We start from the raw sequence: 22207 nt of genomic DNA on the forward strand, positions 1-22207 counted from the left end.
CAAATGCTTCAGTGGGGGCATGGCGAAACTAGGCTGTGGATAGCGTGCCGCCACCACTGGACAGCCGCCGCACCGGCTGGCTACGGCCCGCCAAATGCCCGTTATTGCTACCGTCATGAATTCGACCACCGGCCAGCCGATCCAGAAGATGAGCTTCGGCCGCATGCCCAAGCCCTGGGCCTCGTTCAATCTCGAGAGCGGCGAGCTGGTCGCGATCGACCGCGTCGATATCGGCAAGCCCGCGCCGGGCAAGGTGGTGGTACCGGTCCATGTCTGGGTCACGCCGAAGAAATAGCATTCCCGCTTATTCGCGGGGCGGCGCCACCGAATCGCGCAGCACCAGATGGTGCGCGACGCTGTCGAAGCTCGGCGTCTCGGTGCCATGGCCGCGCAGCAGCGTCTCGACCAGGCGCTCGACAGCGCGCGTCGCCATCTGGCCGATCGGCTGGTGGATCGTCGTCAGCGGCGGCCAGATATAGCCGGTTACCGGCGCATCGTCGAAGCCCACCACGGTGAGGTCGCGGGGCAGGGCCAGGCCCATGCGCTGGGCGGCGAACATCGTGCCGACCGCCATGTCGTCATTCGCGCAGACGATGGCGGTGGGGCGGTCGGGGCGGTCGAGCAGCGCCTCGGCCAGCTCCACGCCCGATTTGAAGCTGAAGTCCCCGCGCAGCGCGGTCACCGTGTCCATGCCGATCCCGGCCTCGGCCAGCGCGCGCAGGAAGCCGGTGTGGCGGCGTTCGGCGGCGGGATGCGCCTCGATCCCGAGCATGTAACCGAAGCGGCGGTGGCCGGCGGCGATGACGTGCCGGGTTATCTCATAGCCGGCCGCCTCCTCGTCGAAGCTCACGCTGGGGAGCAGCGTGCGCGCCTCTTCGCTCGGCGAGATGCACACCACCGGGCAGCCCTGCGCGATCAGCCGGCGGGCGAGCGCGGCGTCCGCGGAAAGCGGGGGTGAGAGGATCAGCCCGGCCGCGCGGCCCGAGGTGAACAGCTCGAGCAGGCGATCGTCGCGATCCTCGTCCTCGATGTGGAGGATGAGCGTCTGCAGCTCGAAGCCGGCCGCCGCCGCGGCCCTCAGCGCGCCCAGCTCGATCGCGGCGAAATAATGGGAATTGGGCGGCGCATCGCGCGAATTGCAGTTGATCAGCGTGAGCGTCTTGCTCGTCCGCGTCGCCAGGTTGCGCGCCTGCGGATTGACCCGGTAGTCGAGCGCCTCGACCGCGCGCATCACCCGGTCGCGCATCCGCTCGCTGACATGCGCCTGGTCGTTGAGTGCCCGCGACACGGTGGCGCGGCCGACGCCGGCGAGCGCCGCGACGTCGTCGATCGTCGGTGGACGACCGAGGCGAACGGCCTCCGAGCCTTGCGCGCCCGGGATCGGCGAGGATTTGGACGGCGGCGACATCATTGGCCGCGATGCGTGGCACAGGCGCCGCCGAAGCGGCAACCCAAAATGCGCGAGCCTAGGCGGCGGGATCGGGGGCGAAGGCGCGCAGGAATATATCCGCCATCTCTGCGGCTTCGTGGTCGCGTTCGGCCGCCGACAGCGCAAACCCCCAGATCATGCGCTGCTGCACGCCCAGGCAGAGCGAGGCGAGCACACGTGCCGCGAACAGGGGATCCGCTCGGCGCAGCGTGCCGGCGTCCATCGCGCGCTCGAAGAATGCCGCGAGCATCTGCTGGGTGGGCAGGGGGGCACGACGGTAGAAGATTTCGCCGATCTCCGGGAAGCGCGCGACTTCGGACGCGATCAGCCGGTGCAGCCGCAATCCGTCGGGCGAGGAGACCTTGGCGATGAACCCCTTGCAGAACTGGCGCACGGCCGCGTGCACGTCCTCGCCCGGCTTGAGTACGTCGGCGAGCTGGGCGCGATACTCCTTGGTCGCGTCGTCGAGCACGGCGGCGAACAGCTCTTCCTTGGACGGGAAATAGCTCCACAGCGTTCCCTTGGAGCCGCCCAGCTCGGCCGAGATCGCCGACATCGACGCGCCGGAATAGCCCTGATCGAGGAACACGCGCTTGGCGATCGCCAGGATCGCCTCGCGGCGTTCCTCCTTGCGCGCCTCCCGCTTGCCGGGTGCCTTCTCCACTATTTTTGTCATAACCGTACTATAGGGTACGATTTTGTCTTGACAAGATGCTGCACTGCAACCATCTGCATCGCCGTACCAGACAGTACGGTATTTAAATCATGACTCGATTCTTTCTACGCCCGTTGCTGCTCACCGCGACCGCCGGGACCGCGCTGCTTTCCGCCTGTGCGCCGGTGCCGAACCTCGGTGCCCGCCCCGAAGTGCGCGCGGCGACGGCCTATGCCGCCGACCAGTCGCTGGGCACCCAGGCGAACGCCGCAAACTGGCCCGCGAACGACTGGTGGAGCGCCTATGACGATACCCAGCTGAGCGGGCTGATCGCCGAGGGCCTGGCTGACTCGCCCGATCTCGCCGCTGCGGCCGCGCGGCTTCGCTCGGCCCAGGGCTATGCCCAGCAGGCCGGCGCCGCGTTGCTCCCGTCGGTCGGCGTCCAGGCCGGCGCGACCGAGGGCAAGCAGAGCTACAATAACGGCATCCCCGCCGCCTTCGTGCCCAAGGGCTGGAACGACAGCGGCCATGTCGATGCGAATCTGAGCTTCGATCTCGACCTGTGGGGCAAGAACCGCGCCTCGCTCGCCGCCGCCACCTCGGATGCCGAGGCCGCGCGGATCGAGCTCGAGCAGTCGCGCCTCGTCCTCTCGACCAGCATCGCCAGCGCCTATGCGGATCTCGCCCGCCTTGCCGCGCAGCGAGCCGTCCAGGCCAAGGCGCTCGAACTGCGCACCCAGACGCAGAAGCTGGTCGGTGACCGCGTCACCAACGGCCTCGATACCCGCGCCGAGCTGAAGCAGGCCGACGCCGCCGTTCCCGCCGCCCGCGCCGATCTCGCCGCGACCGACGAGGCGATCGGCCTCACCCGCAACCGGATTGCCGCGCTGCTCGGCAAGGGACCGGATCGCGGCCTGGCCATCGCGCTGCCCGCCGGCCCGGCCGAGACGCACGGGCTTCCGGCAGGCGTCACCACCGACCTGATCGGCCGCCGCCCTGACATCGCCGCCGCCCGCGCCCGGGTCGAAGCCGCGGCCAGCCGCATCAAGGTCGCGCGCGCCGACTTCTACCCTTCGGTCAACATCAGCGCGCTGATCGGCTTCCAGGCGTTCGGGCTCGACAATCTGTTCAAGAGTGGATCGACCTATGGCTCGGTCGGCCCGGCGGTGAGCCTGCCGATCTTCCGCGGCGGCGCGCTCGCCGGCCAGTACAAGGGCGCGCGCGCAAGCTTCGACGAAGCGGTCGCCACCTATGACTCGACCGTCACCACGGCCTATCGCGAAGTCGCCGATGCGGTGACCAGCAAGAACGCGCTGGTCACTCGCCTTTCCGAAAGCCGCCAGGCGCTCAGCGACTCCGAAGCCGCCTATTCGATCGCCCGCCAGCGCTATGAGGGTGGCCTGTCGACCTTCCTCGACGTGCTGACCGCCGAGCAGGCCGTGCTGCAGAACCGCCAGATCGTCGCCGACCTCGAGGCGCGGGCCTTCACGCTCGACGTCCAGCTGGTCCGCGCGCTGGGCGGCGGCTTTTCCACCAACACCGCGGCAGCGAACGCCGCTTCCAAGGACTCGACCCATGGCTGATGCCGAACCCAATCTCCATGTCGCGAACACTGCCGCTCCGGAGGCCCCCGCCAAGCCGAGCCTGCGCAGGCGGCTGCTGACCGGCATCGCCGGCGCAGTGCTGGTCGCCGGTGTCGGCTATGGCGGCTGGTACGCGCTGGTCGGCAGCCACTACATCAGCACCGACAACGCCTATGTCGGCGCCGACACCGCCAGCGTGACGCCGCTGGTCGCCGCCCAGGTCACGTCGGTTGCGGTGGGGGACACCGCCGCGGTGAAGAAGGGCGACATCCTCGTCCAGCTCGACGACAGCGACGCGCGGATCGCGCTCGCCCAGGCCGAGGCCGATCTCGCCAAGGCCCGCCGCCAGTACGGCCAGACCTCGGCCACCAGCGCGGCGCTCGCCGCGCAGGTCCAGGCCCGCAGCGCCGATATTTCCCGAGCCCGTGCCCAGCTCGTCGCCGCCGAGGCGGACTTCGAGAAGGCGCGGGTGGACCTCGCCCGACGTCAGCGCCTCGCCCCCAATGGCGCGGTGTCGGGTGAGGAGCTCACCTCGGCGACCAACGCCTTCTCCTCGGCCAAGGCCAATCTGGAGCTGGCGCGCGCCGGCGTCGCCCAGGCCAATTCGACCCGTGGCGCGGCCAGCGGCGAGCTGGCGGCCAACAACGCGCTGATCAGCGGCACCACCGCCAATTCGGCGCCCGAGGTGCTCGCGGCGCAGGCCAAGGTGGCACAGGCCCAGCTCGACCTGCAGCGCACCGTGATCCGCGCGCCGATCGACGGCGTGGTCACCCGCCGCAACGTCCAGGTCGGCCAGCGTGTCGCCCCCGGCACCCAGATGATGCTGATCGTCCCGGTCGCCCAGCTCTATGTCGACGCCAACTTCAAGGAAGGCCAGCTGACCCGCGTGAAGGTCGGCCAGCCGGTCACGCTCAAGTCCGACCTCTATGGCGGCAGCGTCGAATATCACGGCAAGGTCGTCGGCCTGTCGGGCGGCACCGGCTCGTCCTTCGCGCTGATCCCGGCGCAGAACGCCACGGGCAACTGGATCAAGGTGGTCCAGCGCCTGCCGGTGCGCGTCGCGCTCGATCCGAAGCAGCTCGCCGAGCACCCGCTGCGCGTCGGCCTTTCCATGGACGCCGAGATCGACGTCTCCAAGAACTGAGGATCGGGCCATGAACGGCAAGGCCGAGGAAATGGCGCCGCTGAAGGGCGTGTCGCTGATCCTTGCGGGCGTGGTGCTCGCGCTCACCAACTTCATGGTGGTGCTCGACACCACCATCGCCAACGTCTCCGTGCCGCACATCGCCGGCAGCCTCGGCATCTCGGGCAGCCAGGGGACGTGGATCATCACTTCCTATGCCGTGGCGGAGGCAGTCTGCGTGCCGCTCACCGGCTGGCTCGCCGGCCGCTTCGGCACGGTGCGCACCTTCACCTTCGGGATGATCGGCTTCGGCGTCTTCTCGGTGCTGTGCGGCCTGTCGAGTTCGCTCGGCATGCTCGTCGCCTGCCGTATCGGCCAGGGCCTGTGCGGCGGCCCGCTGATGCCGCTCAGTCAGACGCTGCTGATGCGCATCTTCCCGCCCCAGCAGCGCGCCCAGGCGATGGGCGTCTGGGCGATGACCACCGTCGTCGCGCCGATCCTCGGCCCGATCCTCGGCGGCACGATCTCGGACAGCTGGTCGTGGCACTGGATCTTCTTCATCAACATCCCCGTCGCCGCGCTCTGCGCGTTCGGCGCGACGCGCCTGCTCTCGAAGGTCGAGACCCCGACCAGCCAGCTGCGGGTCGACCGGGTGGGCCTGATGCTGATGCTGCTGTGGATCGGCGCGCTGCAGATCATGCTCGATCTCGGACGCGAGCATGACTGGTTCAACGATACCACCATCGTGATGCTCGGCGTGATCGCGCTGATCGGCTTCCTGGTGTTCCTCGCCTGGGAAGGGACCGAGGACCAGCCGATCGTCGATCTGCGGGTGTTCCGCCACCGGGGCTTCACCGTGGCGGTGGCATCCCTGTCCTTCGCCTTCGCGACCTTCTTCGCCTCGGCGGTGATCATCCCGCAATGGCTGCAGACCAGCATGGGCTACACCGCGACCTATGCCGGCTATGCCACGGCCTTCACCGGCGTGGCGGCGGTCATCATGTCGCCGATCGTCGCCAAGCTGAGCACCAAGGCCGATCCGCGCGCGCTGGTCTGCTTCGGCATCCTGTGGCTCGGCTTCACCTCGCTGCTCCGCGTCCACTGGAACAGCCAGGCCGATTTCTGGAGCCTCGCCTTCCCGCAGCTGCTCCAGGGCATCGGCATGCCCTTCTTCTTCATCCCGCTGACCACGCTCGCGCTGGGCTCGGTGCGGCCGGAGGAGACGGCATCGGCGGCGGGCGTGATGAGCTTCCTGCGGACGATGGCGGGCGCGATCGGCACCTCGATCGCGACCACCGCCTGGGACGACAGCGCCCGGGTGGCGCGCAGCGAGATCACTTCGAAGCTCAACAGCAACGGCACCGTCGATGCGCTGACGGCCCAGGGCTTCTCGCTCGATCAGGCGCGTGCCACGATCGTCCAGCTGGTCGACAAGGAAGCCTTCGCGCTGGCGACGAGCCACATCTTCCTGCTCTCGGCGATCGTCTTCGTGGCTGCCGCGATGATCATCTGGCTGACTCCGCGCCCCACCCGTGCGGTCGGTCCCGGGGCGGCGCACTGAAGCAGGGCGGCCGCCCTAAGCCTGGGCGGCCGTCCGCGCATCGAATTCCTGGCGCGCGACCTCGACGACCGCGAGATGCTCGAACGTCCAGACGTGCAGCGCCTTGAACGGCCCCTGGAGTGAACGGCCGAGCGGGGTGATCTCATATTCCACCGCCACCGGCGACAGCGGCAGCACGCGGCGCAGGATGATCCCGTTGCGCTCCAGCCGGCGCAGGCACTGGGTCAGTGCCTTCTGGGTCACGCCTTCCAGGAGCCGCTTGATCGCGTTGAAGCGCAGCGGCCCGCCATCCAGCACCGCCAGTACCATCATCGACCATTTGTCGGCGATCTGATCGAGCAGCTGCCGGCTCGGGCATTCGGCCGAAAAATGGGCGGGATCGCAGATGGGCAAGGTTTCCTCCGATATACCTGGGCGATTGCAGGTGCGTTCTTGCACCCAGGTTTACATGATATACCTAGTTGCGTCCAACCAACATGGATTTCGCCCACATGCCCGATAGCGACACTCTGTTCCGACCCTTCGAACTCGGCAGTCTCCGCCTGAAGAACCGTATCGTCATGGCCCCCATGACGCGCAGCTTCGCGCCCGAGGGCATCCCGGGCGAGCCCAACGCGGCCTATTATCGGCGGCGCGCCGAGGGTGGTGTCGGCCTGATCCTGTCCGAAGGCACGGTGATCGACCGTCCCGCATCGCGCAACGAAGCCGGCATCCCCTTCTTCCACGGCGAGCAGGCACTGGCCGGATGGCAGGGCGTGATCGACGCGGTGCACGGCGCCGGTGGCAAGATGGGCCCGCAGATCTGGCACACCGGCTCGACGCGCAGCCAGGGCGGCTGGGAGCCGGCCGATCCGGTCGAGAGCCCCTCGGGCCTGCTCGGGCCGGGCACGCCGCGCGGGCAGGTGATGAGCGAGGAAGCGATCGCCGATACGGTGGCCGCCTTTGCCAATGCCTCGGCCGATGCCAAGCGCCTGGGCTTCGACCTGGTCGAGCTGCACGGCGCGCATGGTTATCTGATCGACCAGTTCTTCTGGTCGGGCACAAATGAGCGCGCCGATCGCTATGGCGGCGCCTCGATCCGCGAGCGCGCCCGGTTCGCCGGCGAGGTGATCGCGGCGGTGCGTGCCGCGGTCGGCCCGGACTATCCGCTCGCGCTGCGCGTCAGCCAGTGGAAGCAGCAGGACTTCGCCGCGCGCCTCGCCGAGACGCCGCAGCTGATGGAAGACTGGCTGCAGCCGCTGGTCGAGGCCGGCGTCGATATCCTCCACTGCTCGCAGCGCCGCTTCTGGGAACCCGAATTCCCGGAGATCGACGGCGAGGAGGGACTGAACTTCGCCGGCTGGGCCAAGAAGCTCACCGGTGCCGCGACGATCAGCGTCGGCTCGGTCGGCCTGTCGGGCGAGTTCATCGCGGCGTTCGGCGGCGAGGCTTCGACCAGCGCGGGGATCGAGAAGCTGGTCGCGCGGATGGAGCGCGACGAGTTCGACCTGATCGCCGTCGGCCGCGCGCTGATCAGCGATCCGAATTGGGTCGAGAAGATCCGCACCGGCGATACCGCCGACCTCAAGGGCTTCGACCGCTCGGCACTGGCCGAGCTGGTCTGAGCTGCGAAGGGCGGGGCGATCCCGGGATCGCTCCGCCCGGGCTTGCGGAGATGGCGGACATGCTCGTGTGGCCGCGGCGAAGCGCGACGCGAGAGGCCAGACATATCCGTTGCTCGCGGCCTCGGTTCAGCCGCGATGGTTCAATCCTGGCGTCATGATCGCGCTACCGTGGCATGTATCGGCAGCAGCGCCGCACCCAGCGCGGAGCCGGCGCCACCGAGCCGCGAGATCTCGATGTCGTAGCGCTCCTTCTCGCTCTCCGCGATATGGTCGCCCCACTTGATCGCCCGGCGGTTCAGCCGATCGGCAAGTCCGTGCATGATCGCGGACGGCAAGGGACTCATCAGCCGGATGGCGCCCGGATCGAACCAGGCAAGCGCCGAGTTGATCGTTTGGAGGAGCTGATCGGCGGCCCGTTCCAGCCACTGATCGATCGTCGCCTCATATCCCGGGATCGCCTCCGCGAAATCGGCCAGCGATCCGACCTTGCATCCGGCCGCCTGCAGCGTCGCGATCAGGTCGAGCGTCGTCGGGCGCGGCTGGTTGCCCGGGTAGAACATGCCGATCTCGCCGGCGCTGCCCGTTTCGCCGCGCATCAGCCGGCCTTCATGGACGATCCCCGCCCCCACGCCATGCCCGAGCAGGATCACCACCGCGGTGGTGCAGCGCTGGATCAGCCCGCCCAGATAATATTCGGCGAGCGCCGCGGCCGTCGCATCGTTCTCGATCCAGATCGGCAGCCGCAGGGCTTCCTCGAAGATCGTTCGCAGCGGCGCGTCCTTCCAGCCGGGCAGGTTGCGGACGACGTGCCAGCGATTGCCGTCGCGCGACAGGGCAGGGCCGGGCACGCTGAAGCCGACGCCGTACAGGCGGCTCCCCAGCAGCCGGTGCTCGATCGCGAGCTCGTGGATGCGGCGATCGACATGGCGGGCGAAACCCTGCGGGTCGATCGGCTCGATCTTCTCTGAGGTGAGCGACACCACGCCCCCGGCATAATCGACCAGCGCGATTTCCAGCAGCCCGGCATAGATCGCCAGCCCGACGGCATAGCCCCCGGCCGGGGATATCCGCAGCGGTACCGTCGGACGGCCCCGCCCCGCCAGCGCCTCGGCAGGCAATTCCTCGATCAGGGCCTGCCCGATCAGTGTCCTGGTCAGCTTGGAGATGGCGCCGTTGCTGATCTGCAGCGTCTCCGCCAGCGCGGACCGCGATTGCGGGCCGCGCGTGCGCAGCTGCCAGAGCAGTCGCTTCTCCTCCTCGAGCAGCGTGACCGGTGGATGCTTCATCTCCGCGGCCAATAGCAGCCCGGTTCGAAGGCTGCGATTAATTTTCCCAGAAATAAATAAATCTGTCATCGGCACCGCCCATCGGGCCTGCGAGTTCACAAAATCTCGGGGGACCGATCCGATGAAGAAGCACAATTTCGCCGCCGGCTGCGCGGTGCTCGCGCTCAGCGTGCTGTCCGCGCCGGCCTTCGCGCAGGCCAGCGACACGCCGGCGGCCGACACGCCGGCCGCCGACCCGGCGCAAACTTCTGACGACGCGGGCGCGGACATCATCGTCACCGGCTCGGCGCGCGCGCAGCGTCGCTTCGACGTCTCCTATGCGGTCAACTCGCTCAGCCAGGCGGACGTCCAGAAGATCGCGCCGAAGAGCTTCGCCGACCTGCTCAGCACCGTCCCCGGCATCCAGGTCGAGGCGACCGGCGGCGAGGTGCAGAACATCACCCGCGTGCGCGGTATCCCGACCGATCGCGGCTATCTGATCTTCCAGCAGGACGGGCTGCCGCTCTACCATGAGATCGACGGCGTCTTCTTCAACTCCGGCGAAGGCATGAACCGCTACGATCTGATGACCGAGCGGGTCGAGATCGTGCGCGGCGGCCCGGCGCCGATCTATGCCAGCAGCGCGGCGGCGATCGCCAACAACATCACCGTGTCGGGCGGCCCGCAGGCGCGCGGCAAGGCGCAGCTCACGCTGGGCGATACCGGCCTCTATCGGCTCGACGCGATGCAGTCCGGCCCGATCAGCGACAACACCTATTTCGCGATCGGCGGCTTCCTGCGCCAGCATGACGGCTATCGCTATGCCGGCTTCCCCAGCGACAAGGGCGGCCAGATCCGCGCCAACCTCAAGCGCGTGCTGACCAACGGCTTCGTCAAGCTCTCGGTCGAATATGTGAACGACCACAACGTCTTCTATCTGCCGATCCCGACCAACGATCCGCGCAACCCGGCGGTCTCGCTCAATCCCTATATCGACTATTTCACCGGCACGATGAACTCGCCGTCGCTGCGCAACGTCAACATCAAGTATCGCGACGGCGCCGGCGGGCTGCAGAGCATGCAGCGCGATCTCTCCGATGGCCGCCACATGCGCTTCTTCAACGCGGCGATCGATTACGAGGCGGACTTCAGCGGCTGGCAGGTTTCCGCCAAGGTCGGCGGGACCAAGGGCAAGTCGAGCTTCGATGCCTTCTACTCGACCACCAACCCGGCCGATGCGACCACCTTCTCCGCCGGTTACCTGACCGCCGCGCGTACCGCCTTCGGTCCCAATGTCACGCGGCTCGGTTATGCCCTTGCGGGCACCAACGGCGCGACGGCCTATGATCCTTCGACTGCGTCGGGCCTGGTCATGTCCGGCCAGTATCGCGCCTCGGAATCGGATTTCTACTCGGTGCAGGGCGACCTCAGCGTCACCCGCAAGTTCGAGACCGGCATCGGCACCCACGATCTGCGCGTCGGCATGTACGGCTCGTTCTACGGCAACACGCTGCTCCAGGCCTATCAGGACATGCTGATCGAAGTGCGCAGCCAGCCGCGCACGCTCGATCTGGTCGCCTATTCGGCGACCGGTCAGGTGCTGGGCTCGGTCACCCAGAACGGCGTGCTGCGCTACACCACCACGCTCAACCAGGGCAAAGCCGATGCGCAGATGATCGCCTTCTACGCGAACGACACCTGGGATATCACCCGCGGCCTGCGCCTCGATGCCGGCATCCGTACCGAGCGCTACAGCTACAAGGGCATCGCGCTGCCGACCACCCAGGTGAATCTCGGTGACGCCACCACGCTCGCCGACGACACCACCCGCGCTTTCACCGGCCAGGTGCTCGACCAGCGGCTGAAGCCCAACGCGACCAACTGGACGGTCGGCCTCAACTACGACCTGAACGGCCATTTCGGCGCCTATGGCCGCATCTCGAACCTGGAGGTGCCGCCGCAGATGGGCGTGGTGAGCGGCATCAACGCCACGATCGTCAAGACCAAGGCGCGCCAGTATGAAGTCGGCCTGAAGGCCAGCTTCGGTCCGAACTATCTCTATGCGACTGGCTTCTACACCAAGTTCGACCCGTTCAACGCCTCGTTCGCGGCGTTCAACCCGCTGACCGGCCGCAACGACCAGACGCTGCCGTTCATTGGCGAGGCCTCGGTCAAGGGCGTCGAGGTCGATGGCCGGGTCGTGCCGGTCCGCTGGTTCTCGCTCGACGGCTCGGTGACCTGGCAGAATCCGGAATATGCCAATCTCGAAAATACCTCGGGCGCGGATCCGAGTGCGGTGAACGGCAACCAGATCATCCGCGAGGCAAAGTTCTTCGGCAATCTGCGCCCGAGTTTCGACTTCGATCTGGGCGCGCAGAAGCTCTCGCTCTTCGGCCGCTTCGAATGGGTCGGCCGCCGCTACGTCGACCTCTTCAACCGCACGGCGATGCCCGGCTACCAGACGACCGGCGCGGGCGCGTCGCTCGACTGGGGTGCCTGGCGCTTCCAGGTGGTCGGGGACAATCTGTTCAACGCCCATGGCCTGACCGAGGGCAACACGCGCACCGACCAGTTCGCCGGCCAGGGCTCCAGCCAGGCGATCTACGGCCGCCCGTTGTTCGGCCGGAACTTCCGCCTCATCGTCAGCCGCAGCTGGTGATGCGGGCCCTGCTCTCCGCTGCCGCGCTTGCGGTAACGGTGCTCGCCGCCCCGGCTTCGGCCGAGGCGGCGGTGGGCGACGGGGTGATGGCGACGCTGTCCGCGCGGCTCTTCCCGTTGCTCGATGCGGCCGGGCACGATCCCGCGACGCTCGAGCGTATCGCCAGGGCCCCCGGCATGGATAGCGTGCTGCGCGCGCGGCGGGAGCGCCGGGCCGCGTGCGGGACCGATCTCGTCTGCCGCGCGCAGGCGCTGCTCTGGAGCGATCGCGAAACCGATGCGGTGCGTCGCGCCGTTGCGCAGGTGCCGGGCCTTCCCGCCGCGGACGATGGCGCTGCCGCGCAGGCGGATCGTGAAATCGCCGGCATCAACCTGATCGTGCGGACCTATGCGCTGGGGGCGATCCCGGCCACCGCAATCGATGGCCCCGGCACCGTCTCGCCCCAGGATCACCTGACGCGCCTCCAGGCCGCCGACTGGATCGCCGAGACACCGCGCGACGGATCGGCACAGCGGCTCGATCCGAGCATCGACTATGCGCTCGCCTTGCTCGACGTGAGCGACCGCACCGATGCGATCGGCCATGAACCGCTGACCGGCAGCGCCAACTCCGCGGCAATGGCGCGGGCGAAGGCGCTCGACTGGCACCGCTATCGCTACAGCGCGATGATCGTCACCGGCGTCGGGCCCGAGATCGAGGGCGAGCCGCTCAGCCCGTTCGGCAAGTACCACCTGCGCCTCGCCGCGCGACGCTTCGCAAAGGGCGACATCGCCTTCATCATCGTTACCGGTGGCCGGGCACACCCGCGCGCGACGCCGTTCACCGAGGCCGACGAGATGCGCAAGGCGCTGATCGAGCGCTACGGCGTCCCCGCCGAGGCGATCCTCATCGAGCCCTATGCCCGCCACACCACCACCAACCTGCGCAACGCCAGCCGGCTGCTCGCGCGGATCGGCGCGCCGCCGGAGGCGGAGACGGTGATCGTCTGCAATCCGCTGCAGAGCGCCTATATCGAAAGTGCGAAGTTCACCGAGCGCAACGCCGCCGAGCTCGGCTATCAGCCCGGCAAGGTCATGCGCCGGGTCTCGCCCACCGAACTGGTGTTCCGCCCGTCCCCGGCGTCCGAGCGCGTCGACCCGCGCGATCCCCTCGATCCCTGAAAGGAACCGTGATGCGCCGCATCGCCCTGGCCGCCGCCCTCATGCTGTGTCCCGCCGTCGCCCATGCCTGGGGCGGGACGGGGCATGCGGTGATCGACCGCGCGGCGATCCAGGCGATACCCGAGGGCGGCCCGGTCTTCCTGCGCCGCTATGCCGACTATATCTCGGCCTCTGCCGGGCTGCCGGACAGCTGGCGGGGCGACGCGGAAGGCTTCTCGAAGATCGAGGAAGACCCGAACCATGGCTGGTTCCGCGAGCAATTCGCCTTCCTGAAGCCGATCCCGCGTTCGCGCTACGAATTCATCCTCGCGCTCTACAAACACCACGAGACGATCAGGCAGAGCGATCCTGCCACCGCCGCGCGCACGAATGTCCGCTGGACCGGCACGCTGCCCTATGCGGCGATGGAAGCCTATGAGCGGCTGATCGTCTGCATGCGGGCGATCCGCGCAGCGCAGGCGAGCGGCGGCGGCGCATCGGTTCCCGAGCAGCACTGCGCGTTCCAGGCGATCCGGCTCGGCCACTATATCGGCGACGGCTCGCAGCCGCTGCACATCTCGGTGAACTCGGACGGCTGGCTGGGCCCCAATCCGAACGGCTATACCCGCGACCGCAGCATCCATGGGCGGTTCGAGAGCCGCTTCGTCGACGGCATGGGGCTCTCCGCCGCGGACATCCTGCCCCGCATCGGTGCGCCGGCGCATCTCCACGGCGACATGTTCGATGCGGTGCTCGCCTTTCTCGACCAGTCCGGCGACCGGATGGAGACGGTCTACAAGCTCGAGAAGCGCGACGGCTTCAGCAACACGGCCGACAAGGACGTTCGCGCGCTGATCTATGAGCGCACCGCCGCGGGCGCGGCGATGCTGCGCGACATGCTGTGCCGTGCCTGGGCGGAAAGCGCGGCGCCGCCTGCCAGGGTGACGCCCTCGCCGCTCGATTTCTCCAACCCGCGGTTCAATCCGGAGACGGGCTCCGCCCCCGCCTGACGCCATGCCAGCGCGCGCAGCAGTCGTGCATGGCGACCATGGTCGAGCGTGAAGCGCCGGAGCAGCAGCATCGCCAGCAGCGCGCCGGCGAGTGGCACGCCGAGGCCGAGACCGAGCATGCCCAGGCGCACCCCGGTCGGCTGGACCGCGCCAGGGAGATAACCGAGCGCGTTCAGTACCCAGCCGATCATGGCCGTCGCCGCGGCGCCGCTGGCCTTCACCAGGACCAGATAATAGGCGAACAGTCCGGTCTCGAACCGGCGGCCGTGCCGCCATTCGACGATGTCGACCGCGTCGGCGAGCAAGCCCCAGGGCAGCATGAACACGCTCGCAAAGCCGAAGCCGATCAGCGCCGCGCCCGCAATCTGTCCCGCCGGCCACGCCATGCACAGGGCGAAGAAGACAAGGCCCAGCGCACTCACCGCATGCCCCGCACCCAGCAGGTGGCTCTTGCTGAAGCGGTGGGTGAGCGCGGTCCAGGCGAGCACGCCGCCGAATTGCCCGGCCGTCAGCGCTGCAAGCAGTACGGTGACCGCATGCGGCCGATCGACGACATAGGTTCCCAGATACATCAGCATCCGGCCGAAACACGGCATCGCGAAGCCGGTGAGCAGAGCCAGCGCACCCATTGCCAGCACCATCGGATCGCGCAGCGGAACCGCGATGCGATCGCCGCGCAGTGCGGACGCCGTGCCGCTTTCGCCGCCTGGGCCCGAAGCCCAGACGCAGAGCAGCATGGTCAGAGCAAAGACCAGACCCGCACCGATCCCGGTGAACGCCAGCGCGTCGAAATGCCGCGCCCGGCCCGCCTGCTGCACCAGCGGCGTGAGCACCGCGGCGATGGCGAGCGCGCTCGCGGTGCTGAAGAATAGCCGATAGCCCGAGACACGCCCGCGCGCGCGGCTGTCCCGGCTGACCTGTGCCATCAGCGCATTGTGCGGCACGTCGATCACCGCATAGGCGCCGCGGAAGACGAGGATCGCCGCCGCAAGCATCCAGGCGCGATGCAGCCCCAGCGCCGGCATTGCGTAGATCAGCCCGAATGCCGCCCCGCAAGGCAGCGCCGCCAGGGCGATGGTCCAGCGATAGCCCCGTCCCGCCGCCCGCCAGTGGAGGACGAGCCGGGCCGCGAGCAGATCGAACACCAGATCGCCCAGCACCGCGAACAGCATCAGTCCGCCGGCCTGCGCGCCGTTCAGCCCCAGCACGTCGGTCAGCAGGAACAGGATCGTCAGATCCGCGCCGCTGAACACCAGGGCCTTGCCGAAATTGCCGGACGAATAGGCGAGCATCCGGCTCTCTGTGGCAATGCTCGTGATCGGCGGCGTCTTTCGGATGAGGGGGGGGCGGCAAGTCTGACGCCCTGCCTGCCGTGGCCAGTACGGCCTGATCATTTCAGATTGGCGACAACGCCGAGACGCCAACGGGCTTCGTACAAGGGCGGCAGCGCATGGGTAGCGTACTCCCTTTACCCGAGCGGGTATCTTCCCGCGCCCGCGCTAGCATTGAGGTTGGCCCCTCGACCGGACAGATTTGGCCGCCAATCACGGGAGCCTGCGGGCTCGAGGAGCGCCAATGTTCAGATCCCTTGCCATGGCGGCGGCGCTTTGCGCCGCCGCGCCTGCCGTCGCCCAGGTCCCGCCTTTCCCCGCCACCTTCAAGGCGCAGGACATCAAGACCAACGGCACGACCATCCATGTCCGCGTCGGCGGCCATGGCCCTGCGGTGCTGCTGCTCCACGGCTATGGCGAGACGGGCGACATGTGGGCGCCGCTGGCGGCCGCGCTCGACGACGATCACACGGTCATCGTGCCCGACCTGCGCGGCATGGGCCTGTCCGCGCACCCGGCCGGCGGCTTCGACAAGATGAACCAGGGCCGCGACATGCAGGGCGTGCTCGCCGCGCTGGGCGTCCAGAAGTTCGACATGGTCACGCACGACATCGGCAACATGGTGGGCTTCGCGCTGGCGACGCAGCTGCCCGACCGGGTAGGCCGTTTCGTGCTGATCGACGCGCCGTTGCCCGGGGTGGGACCCTGGGAGGAAATCCTCAAGAACCCGCTGCTCTGGCACTTCCGCTTCGGCGGGCCGGATATGGAGCGCCTCGTCGCCGGGCGCGAGCGCATCTATCTGGATCGCTTCTGGAACGAGTTCTCCGCGAACCCGACCAGGTTCGACGAGCGGTCGCGTCAGCATTATGCCGCGCTCTACGCCCGTCCCGGCGGCATGCATTCCGGCTTCGCCCAGTTCGCGGCCTTCGACCAGGACGCCACCGACAACCGCGCCTGGCTGGCAACGGGAGTGAGGCTGAACATGCCGGTCCTCGCCCTCGGCGGCGAGAAGTCGTTCGGGCTCACCATGGCCGTGGTGATGCGCGCCGCCGCGACCAATGTGACCGAGGGCGTCGTACCCGATTCCGGACATTGGATCATGGAGGAGAATCCCGCCGGCACGGTCGCGCTGGTCAAGCCGTTCCTGGAGAGCGGCCGATGAACTGGCTCGGGCTCGCCGCCACCGTCGCGCCCTTCGCGCTGCTGGCGAGCGTCTCCGCCCAAGCCCAGCAGGTGCGCCTGACGCCGGCGGAGATCGAGGGTCAGGCCAAGGGCGGGGCAGGACCGGGCACCTCCGGTGTCGCCGGCATCCGCACCACCGTGCTGCTCGGCGATCCGAGCAAGCCCGGCCCCTATACGATCGAGATCCGCGTGCCCGCCCATACGCGCATCCAGGCCCATACCCACCGCGACGCACGCAGTGCGGTGGTGGTCGGCGGCACCTGGTATTTCGGCTATGGCGCGACGGCCGAGGAGGCGAAGGTGAAGGCCCTGCCGCCGGGCAGCTTCTATACCGAGCCCGCCGATGACCCCCATTTCGCACTGACCCGCGACGAACCGGCGATCGTCTACATCACCGGCTGGGGGCCGACCGACACGATCTATACCGCGAAGCCCTGAACCGGCTCAGCGATCGAGATAGCCGCGGCGTGTGGCGACCGTCACCGCATGGGTGCGGTCGTGCACGCCCAGCTTTTCGAAGATCGTCTTCAACTGCGCCTTGATCGTGTCGACCGAGAGGGTCAGCTGCCAGGCGATCTGCTTGTTCTGGTGGCCTTCCGCCACCAGCTTGAGGATCGCGATCTCGCGTTCGGTCAGCGGCGTGTCGAGCGCATGCTCGGCCAGCGCATGGGCGATGTCGGAGCACACCACGCGCCGTCCGGCATGCACCGAGCGGATGGCGTCGATCAGTTCGCCGCGCACGCAATTCTTGAGCAGATAGCCGGACGCGCCGGCCCGGATCGCGCGCACTGCGCTCGCATCGCCCGGATAGGTGGTGAGCACCAGGATCCGCGCTTCGGCGGAAAGCCCGCGGATCTTCTCGATCGCCTCGACCCCGCCCATGCCCTGCATCTGCACGTCCATCAGCGTGACGTCGGGGGCGAGCTCCCGGAACTTGTCGACTGCCTCGGCGCCGTCTGACGCTTCGCCCACTGCCTCCATGTCGTCCTGGCGGGTCAGCAGTCCGTTGATGCCGTCGCGGACCATCGGATGGTCGTCCACGATCAGGACACGGATCGGGGCACTGGTCGATGCAGTCGTCATCGCGAGCTCCACAGGCGGGCGAATGGTCCGCGCCGTCCGGCCTTGTACGCGATCGAGCCGGGTACCGTCAGCACCAGTTCGGTGCCCCGATCGGGCAAGGGACGAATGGCAAGGCTCCCGCGCAGCTTGCGGGCGCGCTCGCGCATGCCGGCCAGGCCGAAATGTCCCTGCTTTCCCGTTGCCGCCAGCTCGGGGTCGATGCCGATTCCGTCATCCATGATGCGAAGGGTGAAGTGCGCCCCGTAGCGAATCTCGATCTGAATCCGGCTGGCATGGGCGTGACGCCGGACGTTGAACAGCGCCTCGCCGGCGATGTGGGTGACTTCGTCGAGCGCCAGCGCGTCCATGGGGCGGGCCGTGCCCCGGGTGGCGATGCCGGTCTGGGTAAAGGCGGTAAATGCCTGCTGCGCGACCAGGTCCCGTAGGATCTGATCGATGTCGCCGCCCTCGCGCGAGCGCAGATCTAGCACCCGGTCGCGCCCTTCCGCGATCACCCGGTCGGCGGTGTCGATCGCCTGGATGAGCGACGGGCGGCCGGGTTGCTTCGGCGGAAGGTCGTCGACGGCGAGCTGGAAGCGCAAGGTGAGCGACTGGATCGCCTGGAGCAGCGTATCGTGCAATTCCCGTGCGATCCGTTCCCGCTCCTCGAACCGTTCAGCCATGCGCAGCCGGATACGACCGGCGACGACGCGCATCCGCATCGAATAAGCGAGCCAGGCGAGCGCAATCAGCACGGCGGCGCAGAGCAGCTTGAACGGCCAACCCTGGATGAAGGTCGGGCGGATCTCGAAGGCCAGCGTTGCGCCGGTCCGGTTCCACACCCCGTCATTGTTCGCGGCGATCACCCGAAACCGGTACCGGCCGGGCCCGAGATTGGTGTAGGATGCCGTGCGCCGCGCGCCGGCATCCACCCAATGCTCGTCCACGCCTTCGAGCAGATAGCGGAAATGGACGCGCTGCGGCACGGCAAGGCTCAACCCGGCATAGGCGATGTCGAGCGCTCGGGTTCCGGCGGGCAGGATCAGGCTGTCCGGATCGCGCCAGGTCTGGCCGTTGCTGGCGAGCGAACGGATCCGTACCGGCGGCACCAGCCCGTTCCGCGCGAGCCTGGCCGGATCGAACCAGGCGGCGCCCTGGCGATTGAGGAACCACAGCCTGCCGTCGCCGCCGACCACGCTCTGGATGCCGGTGAAACCGCCATGCTGGGCCTGGCTGAGCAACCCGTCCTGCGCATTGAACTGGCTGCGCTCCAGCGGCGCGTGCGGATCGACGAAGGCGCGGTCGAGGTCGGCGGTGGCAACCCGGGATATCGCGGTGCGGCCGATCAGCCAGGTCTCGCCGCGCGGCGTCTGCACCAGGCCGCGGAGCTGGGCGAGCCAGGGAAAGCGGCTTTCCTCCAGCCGGGTGGCGCGGCCGTCCCGGAGCCGGACCAGGCCGCGCGCGTCGCCGAGGAAGATATCCCGCGTGCCCGCCGCGATCATCGCCGCGCCGAGGCCCTTCATCACCGTCAGCTGGTTGTCCCGCACGACCGCCAGGTCCGGCGGGCTGGTGAAGGCGAGATCGCCCGATGCGGTGGCGATCATGTCCCATGCCTGCCGGTGGGCGAGCGCGCCGCCGGCATCGTGCCAGCCCCGGGCATCGCGCCAGATCAGCCCACGGTCGAACAGCGCGACCCATAGGCGCCCCAGTCGGTCCTCGGCGCAGTTGGTGGGGATGGCGTTGCCCGGATGGCCCGCCACTGGCTCGGCGCGATCGCCAAGGACCCGCAGCAGCCGTCCGGGCTGGACGATCCAGATGCCGCCGTCCCGCGCGGTGCACATCGAGAGGTCGCCGGGGCCAAGCGCAAGGATCCGCCGGGGTGCCTCGCCCGGCGCCGCGCGGAACAGGGCCTGGCTGGAATTGATGTAGACGCTGCCGTCCTTCGCGGTCGCAATCGCGAGGCCGTGGATCGGATCGGCGGGGATGGCGGGTTCCTGCGTCGCGGCGGCGCGGCGGAACTGGTCGATGCCGCCTTCGGTGGCGATCCAGATGCTGCCTTCGCGATCGGCGAACGCACTATAGGCGAAGTCGGAGGTCAGGCCGTTCGCCACCCCGAACGTCGATGGCGCCGTTCCGGGGACGAGGGGGGCGGGAACATGGAAGATGCCAGCCGACGCGGTCGTTCCCCAGAGCCCGCCGCCGCGATCGAAGGCGAGCGTCGCGGTGCGGATATTGGGCGCTGCGGGAAAATGGACCGGGTGCGTGGCCAGCTTGCCGTACGCGTCGGCGATCAGGCGGGTGCCGGTCGTGTCCGAGGCCCAGAGCGCGCCGTCGGGATCGAGTGCGATGTGCGGCCGACCGGAGAGTTTTTCCCGTGCCAGCTGGAACCGGCTCGCACCCGGCGCGAGATAGGCGAGGGCGCCGCTGTCCCCGCCCTGGTGGGTTAGCGCGACCCACAAGGTGCCGTCGCGGGTGAACACCAGTCCCATTACGGCGCCGCCGGGCAGCTTCAGGGCGTCTCCGACCGACTCCCATCGTCCCTTGCGCAGGCGACGCAACTGCCCGTCGAACATGCCCGAGGCTGCCCAGATCGACCCGTCCGGCGCTTCGACCAGGTCGAATATCGTGCGTGGTGGATCGGGCATGCCCATGTCGCGCAATGCACCGCGGCGATAGACCGCCACGCCGGCATTGCCACGCAGACCCACCCAGAGCTCGCCGCTCCGGCTCACCATCAGCCCGCTTGGTGATGCCCGCTTGGCGGATGCCCCGGCAGGCCAGTCGATACGCTCGAAGCCCGATCCGTCGAACCGGTAAAGATATTCGCCGGCGAGCCATAGATAGCCATCGGCGGTCTGGACGATCTGGTTGATGCCGTCCGGCGCGCCTTCATCGGCTCCCCAGCGGACATGCTTGTAGCTGCTGAAACCGGGGGGCGGGGTCTGTGCGCCGGATACAATCGGGGTCAGCAGAAGCGGCAGGCAAAGCGCGACGCATTGCAGAAGGGGGAGCACATGGGCCTGGAGTCGTTCCGCAATCCGCAGTCCGGTCATCCAACATCGATCCTGCCGGGCTGCGCCCAGCCGACGGATTGCGTACCCGGAAAAAAGCTGCGCCCCATATGCGGAACAATAGCAGAGCGCACGGACCGCCTCCAGTCAGCCGTCCTTTCGCCGGTAATGGCTGCCCTTGGTGCCGTTCCACGCGCCGGCGGGCTAGCGCATATGCGCTGTTCCACGGTTTCCGATATTCAGCGCAGCGGGACCGCGGCTCCGGCATAGGGATCATAGGCTGAGGTTGGTCTGGGTGTCGGGAGCGGCGGCGGCGGCGGAGGCGGCGCGGGAATTGCCCGCGCTGCAGGCGGCGTCACCGGCGCACCGGACTGCATCGCTCCGAGAATGCCGGCCGCGATCGTCGGCGCGCCGAACAGGATGAAGCATCCGGCGATCACGGTTGCCCCGCGCCGGATCGGCAATCGGCCGCTCAGCATCAGGAAGCCGATGCTCGCGACGGCAATGAGCGCGATGCTTGTGGCGATCGTCCCCAGCGCCGCGGCCTCGAGCCATTGTACCGCGGCGACGAGCGGACTCGCGCCTTCGGGATCGGCGAGGGAAGGGGCGATCATGCGAGCAGCACTTCGGCCACCCGCCGCTGCCCGCCGGTCCTGGCGAGCTGGACATAGACGTCCACGGTGCTGCGCACATAGTGGCGGACATCGTCGCGGCTGAGCTGCGTGCCTGCCTGGAGCACCAGCAGCACGATCTGCTCGATCGCGCGCTCGGCGCTGTCGGCATGGACGGACGTCATCGAGCCCGGATGACCGGTGTTGATCGCGCGCAGGAAGGTATAGGCCTCCTCGCCGCGCAATTCGCCCAGGATGATCCGGTCCGGCCGCATGCGCAGCGAGGCCGCAAGCAGGTCGGTTGCGCCCACCCGGGCTTCGCCGAGACTGCCTCGGGCAGCGAGGAGACCGACCAGATTGTCGTGGTGCTGGTGCAGCTCGGGCGTGTCCTCGATGAGGATCAGCCGCTCTTCCGCCGGAATCTCGCGGATCAGCGCATTGAGGAAGGTGGTCTTGCCGGTCGAGGTGCCACCCGAGACGAGGATGTTCTTGCGGGCCTTTACCGCAGTGGCGAGCATGCCGGCGATGTCGCCTGCCTCGAGCAGTTCGGCGAGACGCAGATCGGTCTCGGACTTGCCGGCGACAAGGCGCCGGCTGGTGTTCGCGAAGGCACCGGCAGCGACATAGTCGCCGAGCGCCAGGTCCGAGGATATATGCTTGCGAATGGCGATCGCCATGGGGCCGCGCGTGGCGGGGGGTGCGACGACCTGGACGCGTGATCCGTCCGGCAGGCTGGCGGAAAGCAGGGGATGCTCGCGACTGATCCCCTGGTGCGAGATCGCCGCGATCTGGCGGGCCAACCGCTCCAGCGTGGCGGTGTCGAGGTCGGGCGCATCGTGCCGCTCCACGGCGCCGCCCAATGTCTCGGCCCAGATCTCGCCCGGGCGGTTCACATAGATATCGGTCACATCCGGACGGGCGAGCATCTGCTCGAGCGGTGCAAGATAGGCCCGCAGATAGACATGGCTGTCGTTGGCGGGCG

Annotated in this window: 18 protein-coding genes; 9 read left to right on the forward strand and 9 right to left on the reverse strand. The window is 68.5% G+C overall.

Annotated features, from left to right (window positions below):
• Window positions 1–115: 115 nt before the first annotated feature.
• Entirely contained in the window at window positions 116–295 is a 180-nt protein-coding gene (locus GGR46_RS20890; RefSeq protein ID WP_425506593.1) for a hypothetical protein, read from the forward strand.
• Window positions 296–304: 9 nt separating this feature from the next.
• Here the strand turns inward: GGR46_RS20890 and GGR46_RS20895 are convergent, their stop codons facing one another.
• Window positions 305–1411, reverse strand: a complete 1107-nt coding sequence (locus tag GGR46_RS20895; RefSeq protein ID WP_221262872.1) for a LacI family DNA-binding transcriptional regulator — start codon at window positions 1409–1411, stop codon at window positions 305–307.
• A 55-nt stretch (window positions 1412–1466) separates the two neighbouring features.
• The gene (locus GGR46_RS20900; RefSeq protein ID WP_183999920.1) at window positions 1467–2105 is read right to left on the reverse strand and encodes a TetR/AcrR family transcriptional regulator; all 639 of its coding nucleotides are present in this window, start codon (window positions 2103–2105) and stop codon (window positions 1467–1469) included.
• An 89-nt stretch (window positions 2106–2194) separates the two neighbouring features.
• Here GGR46_RS20900 and GGR46_RS20905 point away from each other — a divergent pair, with 89 nt between their 5' ends.
• The 3 genes from GGR46_RS20905 to GGR46_RS20915 are packed head-to-tail and all read left to right on the forward strand — an operon-like array spanning window position 2195 to window position 6351.
• Window positions 2195–3667 (forward strand): efflux transporter outer membrane subunit, encoded by a 1473-nt coding sequence (locus GGR46_RS20905; protein WP_183999921.1) that lies wholly within the window; start codon window positions 2195–2197, stop codon window positions 3665–3667.
• The gene (locus GGR46_RS20910) at window positions 3660–4811 is read left to right on the forward strand and encodes an HlyD family secretion protein (protein WP_183999923.1); all 1152 of its coding nucleotides are present in this window, start codon (window positions 3660–3662) and stop codon (window positions 4809–4811) included. The genes GGR46_RS20905 and GGR46_RS20910 overlap by 8 nt, the downstream gene beginning before the upstream one ends.
• 10 nt (window positions 4812–4821) lie before the next feature.
• The gene (locus tag GGR46_RS20915) at window positions 4822–6351 is read left to right on the forward strand and encodes a DHA2 family efflux MFS transporter permease subunit (RefSeq protein ID WP_183999924.1); all 1530 of its coding nucleotides are present in this window, start codon (window positions 4822–4824) and stop codon (window positions 6349–6351) included.
• Window positions 6352–6366: 15 nt separating this feature from the next.
• On the opposite strand, the gene GGR46_RS20920 is transcribed toward GGR46_RS20915, so the two are convergent.
• Window positions 6367–6744, reverse strand: coding sequence for a winged helix-turn-helix transcriptional regulator (locus tag GGR46_RS20920; protein WP_183999926.1), 378 nt, complete (start codon window positions 6742–6744; stop codon window positions 6367–6369).
• A gap of 98 nt (window positions 6745–6842) precedes the next feature.
• On the opposite strand from GGR46_RS20920, the gene GGR46_RS20925 reads away from it, so the two are divergent.
• Window positions 6843–7955: an NADH:flavin oxidoreductase gene (locus GGR46_RS20925; protein ID WP_183999928.1), complete on the forward strand. Its 1113-nt coding sequence runs from the start codon at window positions 6843–6845 to the stop codon at window positions 7953–7955.
• Between the two features lie 152 nt (window positions 7956–8107).
• Here the strand turns inward: GGR46_RS20925 and GGR46_RS20930 are convergent, their stop codons facing one another.
• A complete protein-coding gene (locus GGR46_RS20930; protein WP_183999929.1) occupies window positions 8108–9241 on the reverse strand; it encodes an ROK family transcriptional regulator in 1134 nt (377 codons plus the stop codon).
• 121 nt (window positions 9242–9362) lie between these two features.
• On the opposite strand from GGR46_RS20930, the gene GGR46_RS20935 reads away from it, so the two are divergent.
• On the forward strand, window positions 9363–11879 hold the full coding sequence (locus GGR46_RS20935) for a TonB-dependent receptor (RefSeq protein ID WP_183999931.1): 2517 nt from the start codon (window positions 9363–9365) through the stop codon (window positions 11877–11879).
• Window positions 11879–13039 (forward strand): YdcF family protein, encoded by a 1161-nt coding sequence (locus GGR46_RS20940; RefSeq protein WP_184000128.1) that lies wholly within the window; start codon window positions 11879–11881, stop codon window positions 13037–13039. The genes GGR46_RS20935 and GGR46_RS20940 overlap by 1 nt, the downstream gene beginning before the upstream one ends.
• Window positions 13040–13874: 835 nt before the next feature.
• Here GGR46_RS20940 and GGR46_RS20945 read toward each other — a convergent pair.
• Window positions 13875–15320: an MFS transporter gene (locus GGR46_RS20945; RefSeq protein WP_183999932.1), complete on the reverse strand. Its 1446-nt coding sequence runs from the start codon at window positions 15318–15320 to the stop codon at window positions 13875–13877.
• A 283-nt stretch (window positions 15321–15603) separates the two neighbouring features.
• Here GGR46_RS20945 and GGR46_RS20950 point away from each other — a divergent pair, with 283 nt between their 5' ends.
• Together GGR46_RS20950 and GGR46_RS20955 are read left to right on the forward strand one after the other, a co-directional pair.
• A complete protein-coding gene (locus GGR46_RS20950) occupies window positions 15604–16521 on the forward strand; it encodes an alpha/beta fold hydrolase (protein WP_183999933.1) in 918 nt (305 codons plus the stop codon).
• Window positions 16518–16979, forward strand: coding sequence for a cupin domain-containing protein (locus GGR46_RS20955; protein WP_183999935.1), 462 nt, complete (start codon window positions 16518–16520; stop codon window positions 16977–16979). Before GGR46_RS20950 ends, GGR46_RS20955 begins: the two co-directional genes overlap by 4 nt.
• A 6-nt stretch (window positions 16980–16985) precedes the next feature.
• Here the strand turns inward: GGR46_RS20955 and GGR46_RS20960 are convergent, their stop codons facing one another.
• The 4 genes from GGR46_RS20960 to virB11 all read right to left on the reverse strand — a co-directional run bounded on the left by GGR46_RS20960 (window position 16986) and on the right by virB11 (window position 22151).
• Window positions 16986–17624: a response regulator gene (locus GGR46_RS20960; RefSeq protein ID WP_183999937.1), complete on the reverse strand. Its 639-nt coding sequence runs from the start codon at window positions 17622–17624 to the stop codon at window positions 16986–16988.
• Window positions 17621–20617: a triple tyrosine motif-containing protein gene (locus GGR46_RS25880; RefSeq protein WP_183999938.1), complete on the reverse strand. Its 2997-nt coding sequence runs from the start codon at window positions 20615–20617 to the stop codon at window positions 17621–17623. Before GGR46_RS25880 ends, GGR46_RS20960 begins: the two co-directional genes overlap by 4 nt.
• 236 nt (window positions 20618–20853) lie before the next feature.
• Window positions 20854–21228, reverse strand: coding sequence for a TrbC/VirB2 family protein (locus GGR46_RS20970; protein ID WP_183999940.1), 375 nt, complete (start codon window positions 21226–21228; stop codon window positions 20854–20856).
• Window positions 21225–22151, reverse strand: coding sequence for a P-type DNA transfer ATPase VirB11 (gene virB11 / locus GGR46_RS20975; RefSeq protein WP_184000129.1), 927 nt, complete (start codon window positions 22149–22151; stop codon window positions 21225–21227). Before virB11 ends, GGR46_RS20970 begins: the two co-directional genes overlap by 4 nt.
• Between the last annotated feature and the right edge of the window lie 56 nt (window positions 22152–22207).

This window comes from Sphingomonas kyeonggiensis, from assembly GCF_014196745.1.
Taxonomy (GTDB): domain Bacteria; phylum Pseudomonadota; class Alphaproteobacteria; order Sphingomonadales; family Sphingomonadaceae; genus Sphingomonas; species Sphingomonas kyeonggiensis.

Coding starts and splice junctions, on each gene's coding strand:
- GGR46_RS20945 (WP_183999932.1), bottom strand. CDS start 15,320: ATGCTCGCCTATTCGTCCGGCAATTTCGGCAAGGCCCTGGTGTTCAGC.
- GGR46_RS20925 (WP_183999928.1), top strand. CDS start 6,843: ATGCCCGATAGCGACACTCTGTTCCGACCCTTCGAACTCGGCAGTCTC.
- GGR46_RS20890 (WP_425506593.1), top strand. CDS start 116: ATGAATTCGACCACCGGCCAGCCGATCCAGAAGATGAGCTTCGGCCGC.
- GGR46_RS20940 (WP_184000128.1), top strand. CDS start 11,879: ATGCGGGCCCTGCTCTCCGCTGCCGCGCTTGCGGTAACGGTGCTCGCC.
- GGR46_RS20910 (WP_183999923.1), top strand. CDS start 3,660: ATGGCTGATGCCGAACCCAATCTCCATGTCGCGAACACTGCCGCTCCG.
- GGR46_RS20900 (WP_183999920.1), bottom strand. CDS start 2,105: ATGACAAAAATAGTGGAGAAGGCACCCGGCAAGCGGGAGGCGCGCAAG.
- virB11 (WP_184000129.1), bottom strand. CDS start 22,151: ATGCTCGCCCGTCCGGATGTGACCGATATCTATGTGAACCGCCCGGGC.
- GGR46_RS20960 (WP_183999937.1), bottom strand. CDS start 17,624: ATGACGACTGCATCGACCAGTGCCCCGATCCGTGTCCTGATCGTGGAC.
- GGR46_RS20935 (WP_183999931.1), top strand. CDS start 9,363: ATGAAGAAGCACAATTTCGCCGCCGGCTGCGCGGTGCTCGCGCTCAGC.
- GGR46_RS20955 (WP_183999935.1), top strand. CDS start 16,518: ATGAACTGGCTCGGGCTCGCCGCCACCGTCGCGCCCTTCGCGCTGCTG.
- GGR46_RS20930 (WP_183999929.1), bottom strand. CDS start 9,241: ATGAAGCATCCACCGGTCACGCTGCTCGAGGAGGAGAAGCGACTGCTC.
- GGR46_RS20950 (WP_183999933.1), top strand. CDS start 15,604: ATGTTCAGATCCCTTGCCATGGCGGCGGCGCTTTGCGCCGCCGCGCCT.
- GGR46_RS20905 (WP_183999921.1), top strand. CDS start 2,195: ATGACTCGATTCTTTCTACGCCCGTTGCTGCTCACCGCGACCGCCGGG.
- GGR46_RS20915 (WP_183999924.1), top strand. CDS start 4,822: ATGAACGGCAAGGCCGAGGAAATGGCGCCGCTGAAGGGCGTGTCGCTG.
- GGR46_RS20970 (WP_183999940.1), bottom strand. CDS start 21,228: ATGATCGCCCCTTCCCTCGCCGATCCCGAAGGCGCGAGTCCGCTCGTC.
- GGR46_RS20895 (WP_221262872.1), bottom strand. CDS start 1,411: ATGATGTCGCCGCCGTCCAAATCCTCGCCGATCCCGGGCGCGCAAGGC.